The sequence below is a fragment of the Clostridium sp. UBA2485 genome, assembly GCF_002341865.1.
Classification (GTDB): domain Bacteria; phylum Bacillota; class Clostridia; order Clostridiales; family Clostridiaceae; genus Clostridium_J.
The window spans coordinates 1-18,252 of record NZ_DDOV01000042.1; the positions used below are offsets into that span (position 1 = coordinate 1).

The 18,252-nt window shown below is 28.0% G+C and carries 18 protein-coding genes and 1 other annotated feature; of the genes, 9 read left to right on the forward strand and 9 right to left on the reverse strand.

Annotated features, from left to right (window positions below; genetic code table 11):
• Positions 1-231: 231 nt before the first annotated feature.
• The 3 genes from sdaAA to B3603_RS07730 form a co-directional block, all read right to left on the reverse strand.
• On the reverse strand, positions 232-1,119 hold the full coding sequence (gene sdaAA / locus B3603_RS07720) for an L-serine ammonia-lyase, iron-sulfur-dependent, subunit alpha (RefSeq protein WP_291562832.1): 888 nt from the start codon (positions 1,117-1,119) through the stop codon (positions 232-234).
• Between the two features lie 3 nt (positions 1,120-1,122).
• The gene (sdaAB, locus tag B3603_RS07725) at positions 1,123-1,806 is read right to left on the reverse strand and encodes an L-serine ammonia-lyase, iron-sulfur-dependent subunit beta (RefSeq protein ID WP_291562835.1); all 684 of its coding nucleotides are present in this window, start codon (positions 1,804-1,806) and stop codon (positions 1,123-1,125) included.
• A gap of 194 nt (positions 1,807-2,000) precedes the next feature.
• The gene (locus B3603_RS07730) at positions 2,001-3,659 is read right to left on the reverse strand and encodes a nucleoside kinase (protein ID WP_291562838.1); all 1,659 of its coding nucleotides are present in this window, start codon (positions 3,657-3,659) and stop codon (positions 2,001-2,003) included.
• Between the two features lie 118 nt (positions 3,660-3,777).
• Between B3603_RS07730 and B3603_RS07735 the strand changes: the two genes are divergently transcribed.
• The 3 genes from B3603_RS07735 to fba all read left to right on the forward strand — a co-directional run bounded on the left by B3603_RS07735 (position 3,778) and on the right by fba (position 5,947).
• Positions 3,778-4,446 carry a DUF421 domain-containing protein gene (locus B3603_RS07735; protein WP_291562841.1) on the forward strand — a complete coding sequence of 223 codons (669 nt, stop codon included), beginning with the start codon at positions 3,778-3,780 and terminating at the stop codon, positions 4,444-4,446.
• A gap of 35 nt (positions 4,447-4,481) precedes the next feature.
• Positions 4,482-4,862, forward strand: coding sequence for a DUF4363 family protein (locus B3603_RS07740; protein WP_291562846.1), 381 nt, complete (start codon positions 4,482-4,484; stop codon positions 4,860-4,862).
• A 134-nt stretch (positions 4,863-4,996) separates the two neighbouring features.
• Positions 4,997-5,947 carry a class II fructose-1,6-bisphosphate aldolase gene (gene fba / locus B3603_RS07745; RefSeq protein WP_291562849.1) on the forward strand — a complete coding sequence of 317 codons (951 nt, stop codon included), beginning with the start codon at positions 4,997-4,999 and terminating at the stop codon, positions 5,945-5,947.
• Between the two features lie 59 nt (positions 5,948-6,006).
• On the opposite strand, the gene B3603_RS07750 is transcribed toward fba, so the two are convergent.
• From B3603_RS07750 to B3603_RS07760, 3 genes are all read right to left on the reverse strand, one after another.
• Complete coding sequence (locus B3603_RS07750; RefSeq protein WP_291562851.1) at positions 6,007-6,132, reverse strand: hypothetical protein; 126 nt, start codon at positions 6,130-6,132, stop codon at positions 6,007-6,009.
• A gap of 478 nt (positions 6,133-6,610) precedes the next feature.
• Positions 6,611-6,847 (reverse strand): hypothetical protein, encoded by a 237-nt coding sequence (locus tag B3603_RS07755; protein ID WP_291562854.1) that lies wholly within the window; start codon positions 6,845-6,847, stop codon positions 6,611-6,613.
• A 568-nt stretch (positions 6,848-7,415) separates the two neighbouring features.
• Positions 7,416-8,453: a nucleoid-associated protein gene (locus B3603_RS07760; protein ID WP_291562857.1), complete on the reverse strand. Its 1,038-nt coding sequence runs from the start codon at positions 8,451-8,453 to the stop codon at positions 7,416-7,418.
• A 439-nt stretch (positions 8,454-8,892) separates the two neighbouring features.
• On the opposite strand from B3603_RS07760, the gene B3603_RS07765 reads away from it, so the two are divergent.
• The 5 genes from B3603_RS07765 to leuS all read left to right on the forward strand — a co-directional run bounded on the left by B3603_RS07765 (position 8,893) and on the right by leuS (position 14,454).
• Positions 8,893-9,447 carry a class IV adenylate cyclase gene (locus tag B3603_RS07765; protein WP_291562859.1) on the forward strand — a complete coding sequence of 185 codons (555 nt, stop codon included), beginning with the start codon at positions 8,893-8,895 and terminating at the stop codon, positions 9,445-9,447.
• On the forward strand, positions 9,447-10,325 hold the full coding sequence (locus B3603_RS07770; RefSeq protein WP_291562863.1) for a DUF5685 family protein: 879 nt from the start codon (positions 9,447-9,449) through the stop codon (positions 10,323-10,325). The genes B3603_RS07765 and B3603_RS07770 overlap by 1 nt, the downstream gene beginning before the upstream one ends.
• Complete coding sequence (locus tag B3603_RS07775) at positions 10,309-10,905, forward strand: J domain-containing protein (RefSeq protein ID WP_291562866.1); 597 nt, start codon at positions 10,309-10,311, stop codon at positions 10,903-10,905. The genes B3603_RS07770 and B3603_RS07775 overlap by 17 nt, the downstream gene beginning before the upstream one ends.
• A 128-nt stretch (positions 10,906-11,033) precedes the next feature.
• Positions 11,034-11,561 (forward strand): hypothetical protein, encoded by a 528-nt coding sequence (locus B3603_RS07780; RefSeq protein WP_291562869.1) that lies wholly within the window; start codon positions 11,034-11,036, stop codon positions 11,559-11,561.
• Between the two features lie 77 nt (positions 11,562-11,638).
• Positions 11,639-11,840: a binding site (T-box leader), on the forward strand.
• A gap of 175 nt (positions 11,841-12,015) precedes the next feature.
• Positions 12,016-14,454: a leucine--tRNA ligase gene (leuS, locus tag B3603_RS07785; protein WP_291562871.1), complete on the forward strand. Its 2,439-nt coding sequence runs from the start codon at positions 12,016-12,018 to the stop codon at positions 14,452-14,454.
• Positions 14,455-14,539: 85 nt separating this feature from the next.
• Here the strand turns inward: leuS and B3603_RS07790 are convergent, their stop codons facing one another.
• The 3 genes from B3603_RS07790 to B3603_RS07800 all read right to left on the reverse strand — a co-directional run bounded on the left by B3603_RS07790 (position 14,540) and on the right by B3603_RS07800 (position 17,144).
• Positions 14,540-15,349: a GNAT family N-acetyltransferase gene (locus B3603_RS07790; protein WP_291562874.1), complete on the reverse strand. Its 810-nt coding sequence runs from the start codon at positions 15,347-15,349 to the stop codon at positions 14,540-14,542.
• A 499-nt stretch (positions 15,350-15,848) separates the two neighbouring features.
• Positions 15,849-16,412 carry an HD domain-containing protein gene (locus B3603_RS07795; protein ID WP_291562877.1) on the reverse strand — a complete coding sequence of 188 codons (564 nt, stop codon included), beginning with the start codon at positions 16,410-16,412 and terminating at the stop codon, positions 15,849-15,851.
• 129 nt (positions 16,413-16,541) lie between these two features.
• Positions 16,542-17,144 carry a hypothetical protein gene (locus B3603_RS07800; protein WP_291562880.1) on the reverse strand — a complete coding sequence of 201 codons (603 nt, stop codon included), beginning with the start codon at positions 17,142-17,144 and terminating at the stop codon, positions 16,542-16,544.
• Between the two features lie 299 nt (positions 17,145-17,443).
• Here B3603_RS07800 and B3603_RS07805 point away from each other — a divergent pair, with 299 nt between their 5' ends.
• Entirely contained in the window at positions 17,444-17,959 is a 516-nt protein-coding gene (locus B3603_RS07805; RefSeq protein ID WP_291562883.1) for a hypothetical protein, read from the forward strand.
• The last annotated feature ends 293 nt before the right edge of the window (positions 17,960-18,252 follow it).

Below are 18,252 nucleotides of genomic sequence, written 5' to 3' on the forward strand. Positions count from 1 at the left end.
ATTGACAATTGACAATTGTGGATATTTCTCAGCTATCACTGAGAAATTTGAAATTTATTCTGTAGCGGCGAACACTGTTCGCCACAGAGTGACTAGCGATATAATCGCTAGTCAAAAAATGATTAAAGAAATTACTTTGCTAAAAAGTAATTTCAACCACAACTGTGCATTGTGAACTGTGCATTGTGAATTAAAATAGCCTGTTGTCTCCAACAGGCATTATGTACTAAATTAATTATTCTCTTTTAATACTTGTTTTCTTAATCTTAATCCACAAGGAGTTGTTGCAAGTCCCCCCATAGCTGTTTCTCTTAAAGAACTTGGCAATTCACGACCAACTTTATACATTGCAGCTATACAATCATCAAAAGGAATTTTGCTTTTAACTCCTGCCATAACTAATTCTGCAGTAGTTAACGCACTAACTGCACCAGCTATATTTCTTTTAGCACAAGGAATTTCAACTAGTCCAGCAATTGGATCGCAAACTAACCCCTCTACATTTTTAATTACTATTGCTGCAGCGTCAAAAGCCATATTAGGAGTTCCTCCCATCATTTCTACTACTGCTGCTGCTCCCATTGCAGCGGCACTTCCACATTCCGCTTGACATCCGCCTTCTGCTCCTGATAGTGTAGCATTCTTAGCTATAAGAATTCCAACTCCTGCTGCAGCATATAATGCCATTATTAACTCTTCTTCTGTTTTATTGAGCTTATCTCCTGCTGTTGTTATAACTCCTGGAATTATACCACAACTTCCAGCAGTAGGTGCAGCAACTACTTTTCCCATAGCTGCATTTACTTCTGAAGTAGAAAGTGCTCTTGCCATAGCAGTTATCATTGTTTCTCCACATAGTGTATTATTTTTATTCTTCTCTAAATACTTCCTTATTTTAATAGCATCTCCACCGATTAATCCACTTACAGAAATAACTTCTTTTTCCATAGCTTCTCTAGAAGATTTTTTTATAACTTCTAGATTTTTTCTCATTTTTTCAATTACCTCCTGGCGAGTTAATCCAGTTGTCTCTATTTCTTCTCTTATTGTGTATTCAGCTATACTTATATTTTCTTTTTCACAAATCTCTATTAGTTCAACTGCATTGTTAACAAACATGGTCTATTCTCCTTCCCTAGGTGGTACTATCTGATCTACAGTTTTTATATTTTCTACTTCTTCTAACTTATGTATAATATCATCATTTACAATACTATCTATTTCAACTACCATTGAGGCTTCTGATCCTTTACCTTTTCTGTATACATTCATAGAGGCTATATTAACTTCTTCTTTATAAAGTACAGTGGTAACTTTATAAATTACTCCTGGTGTATCTAAATGGGTTATGATAAGTGTTGGATATTCTCCTGTAAATTTTAATCTTTGACCATCAACTTCAAAAATTTCTATGTTTCCCCCACCTATTGATGATCCTACAACATTAACTTCTAATCCCTCATTTGTAGTTAAAATAAATTTTACTGTATTGGGGTGAACATTGTCACCTAAATCTGCCTCTTCAAAAGAAAAATCTAATCCTTTTTCTCTTGCTATATCCATAGCATCTCTCAATCTTTCATCCATAGGATCCATTCCTAAAACTCCCGCCACTAGCGCTCTATCCGTTCCATGTCCTTTATAAGTTTTTGCAAAAGAACCATGTAATAAAAACTTTACTTTAATAATTTTTTCTCCTGCTATCTTAGCTGCTATTTTTGCTAGTCTAGCTGCTCCTGCAGTGTGCGAACTTGATGGACCAATCATAATAGGCCCTAAAATATCAAAAGCACTGTAATTCTTCATATATTTCCTCCTACATAATTCTGTAGTAATAAATTTTAAAAATTTACCTACTTTAAAGTTTTGTTGTAATATTTTATAAAGTACTTAATACTCAAAATAATTAATCAATTTAAAACATGCTTTAACTTAAAAATATTTTAAACTATAAAATTCAAAGGATATGCTAGGGCAAACCTAGCATTCATTTCTATATACTAATATTGATAAAAGCAACTACCTCCTATAAACTCTCTCATAAGTGAATTACTAGGTACTAACTCCTTATCAACTTCCTTGAAGAAGTTTAAAAAACTTATAAGCCTTCTCGCCTCATCATAAACTATGCTGTCTGGATGTACTTTACGAAGCTCTGTTAAAGCATACTTCTTTAGTATAGCAAGTTCATAAATTAAAGCAGAATTGAACATAACATCCGCATCTTCTTGAAATACAAAAATATTTTTTTCTTCGCCACGTCTAATTGAAGGCCACATTTTTAGGGTATCTTCCACTCCATAACCTCTTGAAAGGAAATCTCTTACAATCCTTCTTATCATCCTTACATCAGTGGTCGCTATTCTATTATGATCATCTAAATTAAGTTGTGTCAATGGGCTAATATAAATTTTAAATTTTCTATCTTTTATTATGGAAGAAGTTAGCATTTCATTGAGACCATGAATTCCTTCTACAATTAACACTCCCTTATGAGGAAGCTTCATTTTATGACCATTCCACTCTCTTTTACCTGTTTTAAAATTATACGTAGGAACCTCTACTTCTCCACCAGATAATAGTATTTGTAGATGATTATTAAACAGTTCTAGATCTAAGGCATGTATGGATTCAAAATCATATGCGCCAAACTCATCCATTGGTGTATCTTCTCTATTTACAAAGTAATCATCTAGTGAAATAGGTATCGGTATTAGGCCATTAACAGATAACTGAATACCTAATCTCTTAGAAAAAGTTGTTTTACCTGAGGAAGATGGTCCTGCAACTAACACAAGATTTACACTTTTGTTTTCACTTATTTTATCTGCAATATATGCAATTTTCTTTTCTTGCTGAGCTTCTGCTACTCTAATTAAATTAACAATATCTCCATTATCAATAATTTTATTTAATGCTCCAACATCTTCAATATTAATAGTTTCTCCCCACTTTTCAGCTTCATAAAATACTTTTGCAAGTTTTTTATGTTCTTCAAATTTAGGAATTTTAAAAGTTTCTTCTAATGTTGGAAATCTTAAAATATATCCTGGATCGTAATAAATTAAATCAAAGATTCTTAAAACACCTGTAGAATATGCCATTGGACCATAAAAGTAATCGTATTGTCCATCTAATTCATATAAATTTACTTTTTCTAAATCTATTGAACTTAAAAGTCTTACTTTATCATCCATTCCATAGTTTTTAAAGATTTTAATTGCCTCTTCCTTCTGAAAACACTTCTTATTTATTTTAATATCTTTTTCTATAATTTCTTTCATCTTTTCTTTTATTAAATATATATCATCTATATCAAGTTTAGATTTTTTATAAATCTCTCCAAATAATCCTTTACTTAAAGAATGTCCAATAGTGATTTGAGCATCTTTAAATAATTCTAAGGTTGACTTAATAAGAACAAATTGAAGAGTTCTAATATAAGTCATCATTCCAAATTTATCTTTAATATCTACAATACTAAATGTGGAATCTTCTTCTATAATAGAAGATAATTCGCATAGTTTTCCGTTAACCCTTGCAAGTACTACCGGTATATCTTTTTCTAAACTATAGTTTTTTACAACCTCATGGCAATTAATTCCACTATTAACTTCGATAACATAATTTTTCTCAAATTGTAGTTTAATTTTTTTCATCTCAACACCTCAAAAATTGATTAATATTATTATATTTGCACTCCTATGAATTGTATCCTTTATTTTAATAATATTTTATTGAAAAATTGGAAGACTAAAACTATTAGGAGGTGAAATTATGTTCATATTAGTAATAAGAACAATTATATTATATAGTTTTTTATTAATAATAATGCGACTTATGGGTAAACGTCAATTAGGACAATTGGAACCTTTTGATTTAGTAACTGCATTAATGATTTCAGAGTTAGCTGCTCTTCCAATGGAAGATAATAGAATGCCACTTATTAGCTCTATGATTCCTATAACTACATTAGTTGTTCTTCAAATAATTACTTCAATAATTCAACTTAAAAGTGAAAAAGCGCGTACTTTACTAAACGGAGAACCTAGTATACTAATTAAAGATGGCGAAGTTGACTTAAAGGAACTTAGAAATCAAAGATTTAACTTAGATGACTTATTAGAAGAATTAAGATTAAATGGCTATTTTAACCTATCTGATATTCATTACGCTGTATTAGAAACTAATGGAAATATATCCATAATGCCTAAAGAAGAAAATACTCCTATAACTCCAAAAGTTTTAAATCTAAGTGTACAAGAAAAACCTATGCCTATGATAATTATAAATGATGGAAGCATAAATAAGCAAAACTTAGAAAAAGTAGGTAAAAATATGAAATGGGTTAAGAAACAACTTAGAAAAAACAATATCGAATCTTACGAAGATGTATTTATAGGAATAGTTTATGATGATGACAAATTCTTTTATCAGCTTAAATAAAATAATGAAAAATAAACTTATAAAGAGGTAGAAAAATGAAAAAAGTTATATTACCTTTTATGCTTTTTTTAGCCATGTTAGTAGGGCTTTATTATTCTACTAAATATACAAATAATACCTGTGACAAACTTTTAGAAATTGCTTATGAAACTGAATCATCCATTGCTTTTGAACAATGGGATAATGCATATATAAATTCTATGGCATTACTTACTAGTTATGAAAAAGATATGTCTATAGTAACACTATTCTTAAATCATGAAGAATTAGATATTATATATAATGAGGCTTTAAAATTAACTCAGTACACTAAGGAAGAAGATAAAACTCATTCACTATCCTCAATTCACCTTGTAAAGTCTCTAATTGAAGGAATTAAAGAAGGTCAAAAGATAACTCTTCGTAACGTATTGTAATATATAATCTTTGTATATTCATTCTGTAAATTTATAAATAATCCTAAATTATATGGAAAATACTAATAGCATACATTATAATAAAGATAGTTATATTATTAAAAGGATTACGCTGAAAGGAAAGGTGAATTATTATGGCACTTGTTACCACTAAAGAAATGTTTGATAAAGCCTTTAAGGGAAATTATGCTATTGGTGCTTTCAATATCAATAACATGGAGATTATACAAGGAATAGTAGACGGATGTAAAGCGCAAAACTCTGCTGTTATTCTTCAAGTTTCTTCAGGCGCTATGAAATATATGAGACCTTCTTATTTAAAAGCAATGATTGATGCTGCAGTAGAAGACTCTGGAATAGACATAGCTCTACATTTAGACCACGGTGATTCTTTAGAATTAGTAAAAAAATGTATAGATGTTGGATTTACTTCTGTTATGTTTGATGGTTCTCATTATGAATATGAAGAGAATGTTAAACTCACAAAGGAAGTAGTTGAATATGCTCATGAAAGGGGCGTAGTTGTTGAAGCAGAACTTGGAAAACTTGCTGGAGTTGAAGATGAAGTTAAAGTTGCCGCCCATGAAGCTACTTATACTGATCCAGATCAAGCAGTTGATTTTGTAAAAAGAACTGGCGTTGATTCCTTAGCTATTGCGATAGGAACAAGTCATGGTGCTTATAAATTCAAAGGTGAAGCAAAATTAGACTTTGATAGACTAGAAACAATAACAAGAAATTTAGAAGAAGCTGGGATACATAACTTCCCAATAGTTCTTCATGGTGCTTCAGCTGTAGACCAAAATTTTGTTGCTATGTGTAATGAAAATGGCGGAGATATAAAAGGAGCTAAAGGAGTTCCTGCTGAAATGTTAAGAAAAGCTTCATCAATGGCTGTTTGCAAAATTAATATGGATACAGATTTAAGACTTGCTATGACTGGTACAATAAGAAAAGTTATGGGTGATAAGCCAAGTGAGTTTGACCCAAGAAAATATCTTGGAGAAGCTAGAAAAAATATTCAAACACTAGTTGAAGATAAGATAACAAATGTTTTAGGTTGTCAAAATTCTATGAATAAATAAAAAAGCGTGGCTCATAGTAGCCACGTTTTTTAACGTACATATTAAAAATTAATTACAATTTACATAAGTAATACTAAGCTAGTTGCCATTACTAACATTCCTGCAAAAGTACCTCTCATGACATATTTATGCTCTCCATATTTTTCTACAGTAGGTATTATTTGATTTAAAGATATATAGACCATAATTCCTGCTACTATTCCAAATATAATTCCATAAGTATTAGTTACATTTTATTTCACAGAATATACTTTATCAATATTCTTTTAATTTTATATTTTAATGTAATATAAGTATTCCTCTATCAATATATTATAATGTATTTTTATTATGTTTTAAGAGGTATTGATATGGGTGAAATATACGATAACATTCTCAGTATTAGACCAATTGGTATATTAGAAAAAGATGGACTTGTTTATGACGCTTCACTTTTTGGTAATGTTGTTGGAAGAATAGATGAAGAAGGATTTATTTATAATCATACTATAAATACTCCTACNNTTAAAAAACTCCAAAGGCTTTGTCATTGGAGTTTCAACTATAATTTTTCATCCTTAATCTTTAATTCACAGAAAAAATTTTTGTTTGTTATGGAAATCAAAATACTGTATAAATTAAATTTTCATCAACATTAAGACAAGACTATGATACATACTGATATTACTCAACCTCTATTGTCCAATATTCTCCACTTTCTAAAACTCCTTTTTCAATAACATTAGCATTAGTGCTTATATTTTCCTTTGAAAGTTTAAAAGTAGCATATTTATCCCCTTTGATATTAATTTCATAAATCATGTATTGTTCTTCTTGCATTATGGGAAAAAGTACAAATTTATCACTTTTCATTATAGAGCAAACTATGCTTTTTATTTCATTGTCGTTATAGCTTGACATTATGCCCCTCCTTAGTCAAAATAATTAAAATATTCTTAACAATTTAATTAGACATGATTACAATATTATCCTTTAAATCAATTATTATTTATTCACATAGCTTTTATAAGTAAATTTAATAAGTCACAGTCTAATTAACTCAAAAATTTTAATTAATCTAAAATTTTTACTAAATAATTCATAAATATTATTTTTTTGTAAACACATCCATATAAAGCTATATATTTATCACGTATATATGATATTCTTAAATGGAAACTAAATTTAGAGGAGTGATAATTATGTCCATAAGACATCTAGAATTGATAATTATTATAAAAAATACGCATAATTCTAGTTAATTTATTTTTTTATATACCTAATGTAATTTTAGGGTTTATTATTTTATATTTTGTTGATAAAATATTAACATAATAGATTTACTTTAATTTTATATTTAGATATTATCTAAATTTATATTTAAGTCAAGTTCAACGGTTTAGAGTCGCTAGAATTTTCTCTAGCGACTCTTGTATTTAAACATATTTATAATTATTATTAATAAATTTGTAATTATTATGTTTATTTATTATTTCTCTACATAATTCATGATATGCTTTATTATAATATTAATACTTCCATCACCATTACGTTTAATTTCAAATCTTTCAAAATCATGATAAGCTTCTTCTGATAAATATAAATCTATATCCTTGTCAATTTTTAATCTTATTCTTTTAAGCTTTTTCTCAACCCATTCTTTATCAATAGAAACCTTCTCTGCTACTCCTTGATCAGCAATAAAAGTTTTAAAGCTTTCTTTTCTTTCTTGATTATCATTGAAAATTTCCTCAGTTAACTCATTAACGTTAATATTATCCTCTTCTCTTAGTTTTTTCTTAATATGAGTTCTAATTTTCTCCTGTTCAGAAGCATTTTCAACTAGTGCATTTTGAGTCCATTTTTCTGCTGCTTTTACAAATGTTTTAGTCATGTCTCTTTCATTATCAATTATAGTGCATCCTAAATAACTATCTATAAAATAATTTGAGCCATAATCCTCATTATTTTTATTCTTACTTTGCTTATCAATTACCATAAGATCATATTCATTATCATCTCTAATTGCTCTTATAAAAGCACATTTCTGAATGCGCGAACTTGAAGAAGGTAATCCTGTAAATTGAGGAATTATATCAATTCCTACCTTATCATCTATATATTCAATAGTATGCATATAATTTTTTATATAATCCATTTTAAATATACCTAGAAACATTCCGTATTCTGTAGAAAAGCTAACGGTAATTAAATCACAGGAAGGAATATTGCCTTTGGATCTCATAAGTACAAACATCTGTCTTGCTAATTCTTTAGATACTCCTAAAATATTATTTTCTCCATTCAAAAATTCCTGGGACAAATCTTTAACTATGTTCCTCTCTTCATTAAAAATAGCATATTTTAACTCTTCATCTTTTAAACATCTTTGAATATGTTTTAAAAGAAAAGTATATATCTCCTCATTTAATTCTAGTGCAAATTCATTTAACACAGCTCCATCAGCATTGTTATCTAGTATATGAATCACTGCTTCAATTATATTTATTTCTTTAATGTAATCCAAATGTTAAACCTCCTCTAAGCGTTGACTAATTATTAAAATTGACTAAAAAATTTTTAAAATCCGTTCATCATCTATGAATGAATTTATTCTAATTGACAATTATCAATTGATTAATATAATTATATAACAATATATGATTTTTCTCCAAAGTAATTATTAAATATAAGGCATCTTCAAAAAATNNCTATTTTCCATCATACTGCGTTGTCAGAACTTCATGATAGCTAGACTATCATGAAAACCTATCTCCTTGTCTGCTGCAAAATATATTTCACATCTTTAACTAGCTATTTTATTTCATATGCCTAAAATATACTAACATCTTTGGTTTATTATTTTCTTTCAAATGCCTAATTGGGTTAAAAATAAATTATAAACAAATTAAAATAAAGCTTAGGAAAAAAAATTATGATATAATTACCTAAAAGGAGTGAGTACCTTGAAAGAAATGGAAACTAGAATATTAGATATTAACGTAGAAGATATCCGAAAAAAAATGAAAGATATTAATGCATTAAAGGTTAAAGAAGAAAGCCAAGTTAATAATATATATGACTTTTCAGATAGAAGGCTATTAAACGCCAAAGGCTATGCTAGAATTAGAGTAGTAGATGATCATCTACATAATAAAACAATAAATTATATGACTACTAAAAAGCTTATAAGTCAAGAAAAATATAAGGTAATGGAAGAGCATGAAATTGAAATATTAGACTCCGTTGAAGGCTCTAATATTTTTAAAGCATTAGGTCTAGAATTAGTAGAATCTATTAAGAAATATAGAGAAAGTTATAAGTATAAAAATACTCTAATTGAAATAGATATTAATGATAAAAGCTTTTGTCCTTTTCCTTACGTAGAAATTGAATCCAATAATGAAGATGAAATTATGGATGTAGTGAATCTATTGGGGTACACTATGAAAGATACTACTTCTAAAACTATTCATGAAATTTTAGAAGATAAAAATAAAGGAGCTTTAAAAGGACTATAATGTTTGGATATGTTACTCCCTGCAAAATGGAGCTTAAAGTAAAAGACTATGAAAAATTTAAAGCTTATTACTGTGGATTATGCTTAGCTATAAAAGAAACCTTTGGTCATATACCTAGACTTACTTTAAATTATGATATGACTTTTTTAGCTATACTTTTAGATGGACTTAATGAAGATACAATTCATTATGAAAAATCTAGCTGTATTGCACATCCATTAAATAAAAAACCTAAAGTAATTGATAATGATGCTTTAAAATATGCCGCTTTTTGTAATGTAGCTTTAACTTACTTTAAATTATTAGATAACTACAATGATAATAATTCTAAAATCAGTAAACTACTATCTAAATTTTTGAAAAAGTATATAAAAATTAGTGATGAACAAAAAAAAGAAATAATCGATTATATGAAAACTAAACTAGATTTATTAAGTAAAATGGAAAACTCTAAAGAATCTATAAATATAGATGAAATTTCTGATATATTTGCAGATTTAACTGGTTATATAATTTCTCAATATTATAAGCAAGAGGATAACACCGCTCTTTATTGGCTTGGATATAATTTAGGAAGATTTATATATTTAATTGATGCCTATGATGACTTAAAGGAAGATATGGAAAATCATAAATTTAATGCTATTGAAAGAGCTTTTAATAGCGAAAAGCTCACCTTTGAAGAATTTATAGAAACTATTAGAGAAAGAATTGAATTTAATCTAATATTAAGCGCTGAAAGCTGTGCGGCTTCTTTGGAGAATCTTCCATTAAAGAAAAATAAGGAGCTTTTAGCCAACATTCTTCAGCTTGGCTTAATGGAAAAAATTGAAAGTATAAAGATTAAGGAGTGTAAAAAACATGAGAAATCCATATGAGGTACTTGGTGTAAGACAAGGTGCATCACAAGATGAAATAAAAAGAGCATATAGGGAACTAGCAAAGCAATATCACCCAGATCAATATGGTGATAATCCTTTAAAAGATTTAGCTGAAGAAAAGATGAGAGAAATAAATGATGCTTATGATGCTCTTACTAAAAATAATGGAAGTTCTAGTAACTATCAAAGTTATAGTGGAGGAGATAATAATTTTAACATTTATCAAAGTATAAGAATGGATTTAAATAAAGGAAACATAGGTGGTGCAGAGGCAAAACTTAATTCCATATCAGATAGAACTGCGGAATGGTATTTTTTAATGGGCATGGTTAATTATAGAAAAGGCTGGTTTGATAATGCCTATAATTTAATTCATCAAGCTTGTAATATGGATCCAAATAATTTTGAATATAGACAGACTTTAAATAGTTTAAATCAAAGACAAAATTCTTATAGACAAACTTATTATGGAACACGAAAAGGTAGTGATAGTGAGTGCTGTGATCTTTGTTGTAAACTTTGGTGCGCAGATACTTGTTGTGAATGTATGGGTGGAGATTTAATTAGTTGCTTTTAATAATATAATTTACACTATGAAAAGTCAGTTCTTAAAAATAATAAACGACTCTTTAGATTCATTTGTGAATATAACTAAATTTATAACATGATAATTTAAAATAATATTTTATTGTGAGGTTTTTTAATATGGGAAAACATAATATAAACAATAAAGCAAGTTTTGTTGCAAGAGGTGGAATATATGTAGCACTTAGCTTATTTGTGCTGTACTCCACTTCCTTTTTGCCATTTAACACAATATTTCTTTTAGGAGTAGCTTCAGCTATAATTCCTCTATCAATATTAACTACTAACATACAAAACTCTATTATAGTATATGTGGGTGTTTCCTTATTATCTTACTTTCTACTTCCATTAAAATCTATGTGGTTATCTTATACTGTATTTTTTGGACTTTATGGTTTTATAAAACTTTATATAGAAAAATTAAGAAAAATGTCCTTAGAATTTATATTAAAGATTGTATATTTTAATATATCTATGGGAATATTTTATTTAATTTATAAATTTTTATTTGTGTCCTCACTATCAATACCAGGAAACTTTTTATTTTTAATATTAGCTTATCAATTTATGTTTATAGTTTATGATTATGCAATGACTATATTTATAACCTATGTAGATAGTAACTTTATTCATAAATTAAATAATTAATACCATATACAAAAAATTAGTAAACTATTGACAATAAAAAGATTTTAATTTATAATATGAAATTATTAACTTAATATATTATTGCACTGATTAGGAGTAGTAATATTCATCTTAATTTTCAGAGAGCTGCAGTTTGGTGTAATGCAGTAGTTAAGAACTATGAACTTGCCTAGGAGCTTACTTGTGAAAAACAAGTACGGATTAAACCGTTATATTTTAAAGTGAGGCACTATGCCTAATTAGAGTGGTACCGCGGAATTATAAGTTTTCGTCTCTTTGCGAGATGAAGGCTTTTTTTATTTATAATAACCTTTATATATCTATCTATTAATAAGAAATAGCTAAAACCTGTATTTTAATGCACTGTTTAATGATTTTCATAGATAGAAAAAGTCTATTATCTTATATCTTATTTAAAATAATAAAAATTCACTATAGATTAGGAGGAAATAATATGGCTAGATATAGCACAGAAATTGATAAAAAATGGCAAGAAAAATGGGAAGAAACAGAACTATATAAATTTAATAAAAATAATTTAGATAAAAAACTTTATGTTTTAGAAATGTTCTCTTATCCATCTGGAAGCCAACTTCATGCAGGTCATTGGTTTAACTTTGGACCTGTTGATTCATGGGCTAGAATGAAAAGAATGCAAGGATATAATGTATTTCAACCAATGGGTTTTGATGCTTTTGGATTACCTGCTGAAAACTTTGCAATTAAAACTGGAATTCATCCAATGGATTCAACAGAAAAAAATATTGAAACTATGGAAAAACAATTAAGAGCTATGGGAGCTATGTTTAATTGGGAAAATTCAGTAGTAACTTGTCGTCCTGATTATTATAAATGGACTCAATGGCTATTCCTAAAATTATATGAAAAAGGTCTTGCATATAGAAAAAATGCACCAGTAAACTGGTGTCCTGATTGTAATACTGTTTTAGCTAATGAACAGGTAATTGATGGTGTTTGTGAAAGATGTTCTAGCGAAGTTACTAAAAAGAATTTAACTCAATGGTTCTTAAAAATTACAGATTACGCTGAAGAACTTCTTAATGAAATCGATAATCTTGATTGGCCAGAAAAAACTAAGTCAATGCAAAAACATTGGATAGGTAAATCTACAGGTTCAGAAGCTACTTTTAAAGTAGATGGCAAAGATATTTCCTTCAACGTATTCACTACAAGAGTTGATACACTATTTGGAGTAACTTATGTGGTTTTAGCTCCTGAAAATGAGCTAGTAGATCAGTTGACTACTGAGGAGTATAAAACTTCTGTAGAAGAATATAAAGAAAATGCTAGAAAGCAATCTGATATAGAAAGACAATCCATAACAAGAGAAAAAACTGGTGTATTTACTGGTTCTTATGCTATAAATCCAATTAACGGAAGAAAGATTCCTATTTGGATTGGAGATTATGTACTAAATACTTATGGAACTGGTGCAGTTATGGCTGTTCCAGCTCATGATGAAAGAGATTTTGCCTTCGCAACTAAATATAATCTTCCAATAGAAAAAGTTATTGAAGGCGGAGAAAATCTTCCATATACTGAATCTGGAAAACTTGTAAACAGTGGAGAATTTGATGGACTTTCTAGTGAAGATGCTAAAGAAGCTATAGTTAATAAGCTTCATGAACTAAGTTTAGGAGAAAAGAAAATACACTATAGATTAAGAGATTGGTTAGTATCAAGACAAAGATATTGGGGAGCACCAATTCCAATAGTATACTGCGAAAAATGCGGAACAGTACCAGTGCCTGAAAGTAATTTACCTGTAGAGCTTCCATACGACGTTGAATTTACACCAGATGGAAAGTCTCCACTAGCTAAATGTGAAAGCTTTATAAATACCACATGCCCATGTTGTGGTGGACCTGCTAAAAGAGAAGCAGATACTTTAGATACCTTTGTTTGTTCTTCTTTCTACTATTTAAGATATGTAGATAACAAAAATAGTAAAATTTGTTTTGATAGTGAATTAGCAAATAAAATGCTTCCAGTAGATAAATATGTTGGAGGCCCAGAACATGCTTGTATGCATCTATTATATGCAAGGTTTATAACTAAAGCATTAAGAGATCTTGGCTATATAAACTTTGGAGAACCATTTAAATCTCTAACTCACCAAGGACTTATCTTAGGACCAGATGGACTTAAGATGAGTAAATCTAAAGGAAACACTATATCTCCTGATGGCTATATTACAGAATATGGTTCAGACGTATTTAGAATGTATCTAATGTTTGGATTTGGATATACTGAAGGTGGAGCTTGGAGTGATGATGGAATAAAATCTATAGGTAGATTTGTAGAAAGAATAGAAAGAGTTCTAGAACATTCTATAGCTGAACTTAGAAACAAGGATAATAATAAGGAAGTTATGGAAACTGCTGAAAAAGAACTTAATTATTGGAGGCATTTTTCTATAAAAGGTGTATCTGAAGATGCTGAAAAACTTCAATTTAATACTGCAATAGCAAGAATGATGGAGTTTACTAATGCCTTATCTAAATACCTTAATGAAAGCATTAAAAATCCTGCTTTCCTAAAAGAAACATTAATAGATTATATTAAGCTTCTTGCACCATTTGCACCTCACTTCTCTGAAGAGCAATGGGAAGCTTTAGGTATGGATTATTCAGTATTTAACGAAAGTTGGCCTGTTTTCAATCCATCTGCCTTAATTAAAGATGAAGTTGAAATAGCAATACAAATTAATGGTAAAATTAAAGCTAAAATTGATGTTCCAACAAGTCTTGATGAAGCTGGAATAAAAGAAGCATCATTAAACAATGAAAATATAAAAGCTGCCCTTGAAGGAAAAACTGTGAGAAAAGTTATAGTAATTAAAGGTAGGCTTGTAAATATAGTAGCTAACTAACAAAAAGTCGTGATTAACCATCACGACTTTTTAAAGTAATAATTAACTATATATGTTTACTATAGAAAGAAATTAAAAATAAATTTTAATTATTTAAAAATTCAAAGGCATAGTCACAGCATTTTTTAAATCCTATACCTTCATATATAGCTTTTGCACTTAAATTTCTTATATTTACTTGAGTTATTGGTGTCTTTCCCATTTCTATCAATTTCTCTACCATTTTACTCATAAGAATTTTTCCTAATCCCCTACCCCTATATTCACTTTTTATATAAACAGTAGTAATCTCTCCAAAATGTCTACTAAACTCGCTAAATTTAGCTAGCCCAACTGGAGTATCTTCTCTCCATAATAAATATATCCCATTTTTTAAATCATATTTTATTTTTTCATCATTAGTTAAAGAGTTTATCTCATCTTCAGAAGTTGCTTCAAAAAAATCTATATATGCTTCTTTAATAAAATCTTTATCTTTAGAAGTTGCTTTTCTAAAATTAAATTCTCCTATATGTAAATCTAGTTTTTTCTCATTATCAAAAATATAATAAAAATTTTTATCTATATTTCTACTTATATTTAATCTTTTTAATATTTCTCTTACATCCTCTTCTCTAGCTGCCAAAAGCATACGTGGATTATTTATTCTTTCAATTTCTTTTATAATAATTTCAAAACTTTTTTTATTATTATAATAAAAATTAGTAAAAAGTGAATTTCCATCATCCTTTATATGCAATATAGCTCCTATGCTTTCTTCACTATCTATATATAAATCTCCTATATTATTGCTTTCAATGAAATGTATTATAAAAAGATTTATCTCCTCTTCTTCATATAAAAATTTTAATATTAGTTCTTTTATTTCATCTGTTAACATTTCTACTTTTACCATAGCTATCATCCCCCATTTATGCAATTGAGAATTGAGTATTGACAATGGACAATTTAGGTTGAAATTATTTTTATAAAAAATAATTTCTTTAAACATTTTTTTCACTAGCAATATAAAATTGCTAGTTATTATGACGAACACTGTTCGCCGCTACAGAATAAATTTCCCACCCAAGGGGAACAGCGCTAAGCCCTTTAGGGTTCCCCTGGGGCGCAGTATAATTCGGAGCAAAAATCAGTGACATTATGCTAATATTGTGGAGAGAAAAATACAATTAAGATATTGTATAATGTTGCAAATATAGTGCCATATCACACTACACCCCAGGGGTTTAAATAGAAAATAGTTATAAACTAAAATTTTGTGATTACTCTGATTTTATTTAAAACCTATAATTTTTGTTTTAAACCCCAGGGGTGAAGATTAATGCTGAGAAATATCAACAATTGTGCATTAAATAAAGTTGTGAATTGATTTTTACTCTAGATATTTTTCATAGTTAAAGTAAAGTATAGCCCTCTAAATTTAATTCTCTTTCTCTAACTTTAAGAGCTTCTATTACTTCTGTTATAAGTTCAGAAAGCTCTAGCCCTAATTCTTCACTACTTTCTTTAATTGTTTCCCTATTTACTCCTTTAGCAAAACCCTTATCTTTTAATTTTTTCTTTACTGACTTTAACTCTAAATCTTCAAAACTTTTTGAAGGTCTAACTAAAGCACATGCTACAATAAAACTTGAAAGCTCGTCTACTGCAAAAAGTGCTTTTGCCATAAGGCTTTCTCTGTACGATTTTGCTTCCTTTGCATGACCATAAATAGCCACTCTTATTTCTTCCTCTACATTTTCTTCTTTTAAAATAGTCTTTCCTTCTTCTGGATGAGTATCAGGATATTTTTCATAGTCTATATCATGCAACAGGCCTACTATAGACCACTTTTCTATATCTTCATTGTATTTTCTTGCAAGTCCTCTCATTGATCCTTCTACTGCAAAGGAATGTTTAAATAAACTTTCACTACTCATATATTTTTTTAAAATTTCAAATGCTTCTTCTCTTTTCATCTCTTTGCCTCCCTAAAAAATTTATCTATATTATAGACAGAATTTCTCTTTTAGCTAACTAGTTTATTTTTACTATTATAAAATAACTTAAAGAAACTCTGAATATAGTTGTTTTTTATAAATATTCCTCTATTTAAATTTACATTTTAATAAAACTACTCTATCATAGTTTTTTATAGCTCTATCTACTTCATCTTTTCCATCAAAAATAAAGCTCATAGGACCTATTCCTTCATTTCGCTCTAGCTGTGCAAATAAAATATGCTCTACATCTTTTTCTATCGTTACTTCGTTGTTATAGAATCTCCTAGTTCCATTTAAGTTATTACTAAAGTCTATGTTAATTTTAGCTGAATTACTAAACTCATCACCTATAGCAGCAAACTTGAATTCCCCTTTATCACTATATTTATCAGAGTATTGATATAAGCTCATAGTTATATATTTTAAAGTATCGTCTTTATCTAAAGATATAGTTGCCGTATTATCTTTACCTATAAGCTTTCCTTTTTCATAGATACATAAGCTTATCTCAATATCATCATAATCTTTTAAACTTCCAATTATCTTAAAAGCCTTAAAATCAGTATCAATAGTACCTTGTAATAGTTCTTTTTGTTCTTCTGAAAAATCACTAAGCGCAATTCTAGGTTCTGTTTTTTCACAGCCTAATAATAAAATACAACTTATTGTTAAAAAAGCCATAAGCAAAATTTTACTAGTTTTCCCCATATACTTTACCCCCATAAATTTTTATTAATGTACCATAAAGCTTGTTCAACATCTTTAATTACTAAACAAAATTAATTTACTTATATTATATAAAAAGTAAATTTAATATTATTCTTTTTTGTAGTTATTAAAATTCTTACACTAACAATCCGTTAACATATTATTGTAAAATATGTTAATATAATAACAGTATACTCTTTAATTAAGTAATTCTATGAAAAGATTTATAATATTTTAAATACTTTATCTAATATATGAAAAAAAGTCAAGTGAAAAATTATTTATTAGGAGGTAATGCTATGAAATTTAAAAAGTTAATTTCTATGCTTTTAATAGTATTTATTATTCCAATATTCTTAATAGGATGCAGTAAAGCAAATACTGAAGAAAAATTAATAGAAGATTTTCTTCGTGCTTTATATGACATAGAAGATTACACTAAAGTTGATCTTAATGAGTTTATTAACAGATATCCTAATGATCAATATACCCTTAGATATAAAGAATTATTATCAGATGATGCCTTTAAAACAATTACATCTGATAGAGTTAATTATGTGTATCTAAGCTACTTAGTTGCCAATAAAACTAATTCTAAGTTCATAGAATTGAAAGAGTTTAAAGAAAGTTATACAGATAAAGTTTATAATTTTAAGGCTATAATAAATTTAAATAATGTAGAAAAAAATACTAAAGATGATGTAGAGCTTATAGGACAAGTTACTATAGATAAAGTTGATGACAAACTGATAATATCCCAAATGAACAAATTAACTGATGTAGATTTATATTCAAAACTACCAATTCGTCCTTAATTTTAGAATAAAATAATTAATTATATATTTATGAATCAACTGATTATTTTATTTTTTATATTTAAAACCTATTAAAAGAGATACTATAAAGCAATATACTCCGCTTTAATAAAAATATCTATTTATTAAAACGGAGTATATTCCTCTAATTTTATTTCTTTAACTTTAAATACTTCTATTACTGTTTTTATAATCACCGAAAATCATCTTTCTCAAAAAATCATTACTCATTCTTCCATCCACTTTTCGATGATAGATGAACTGTGATTAGTAAAGATTTAATTGATATTACA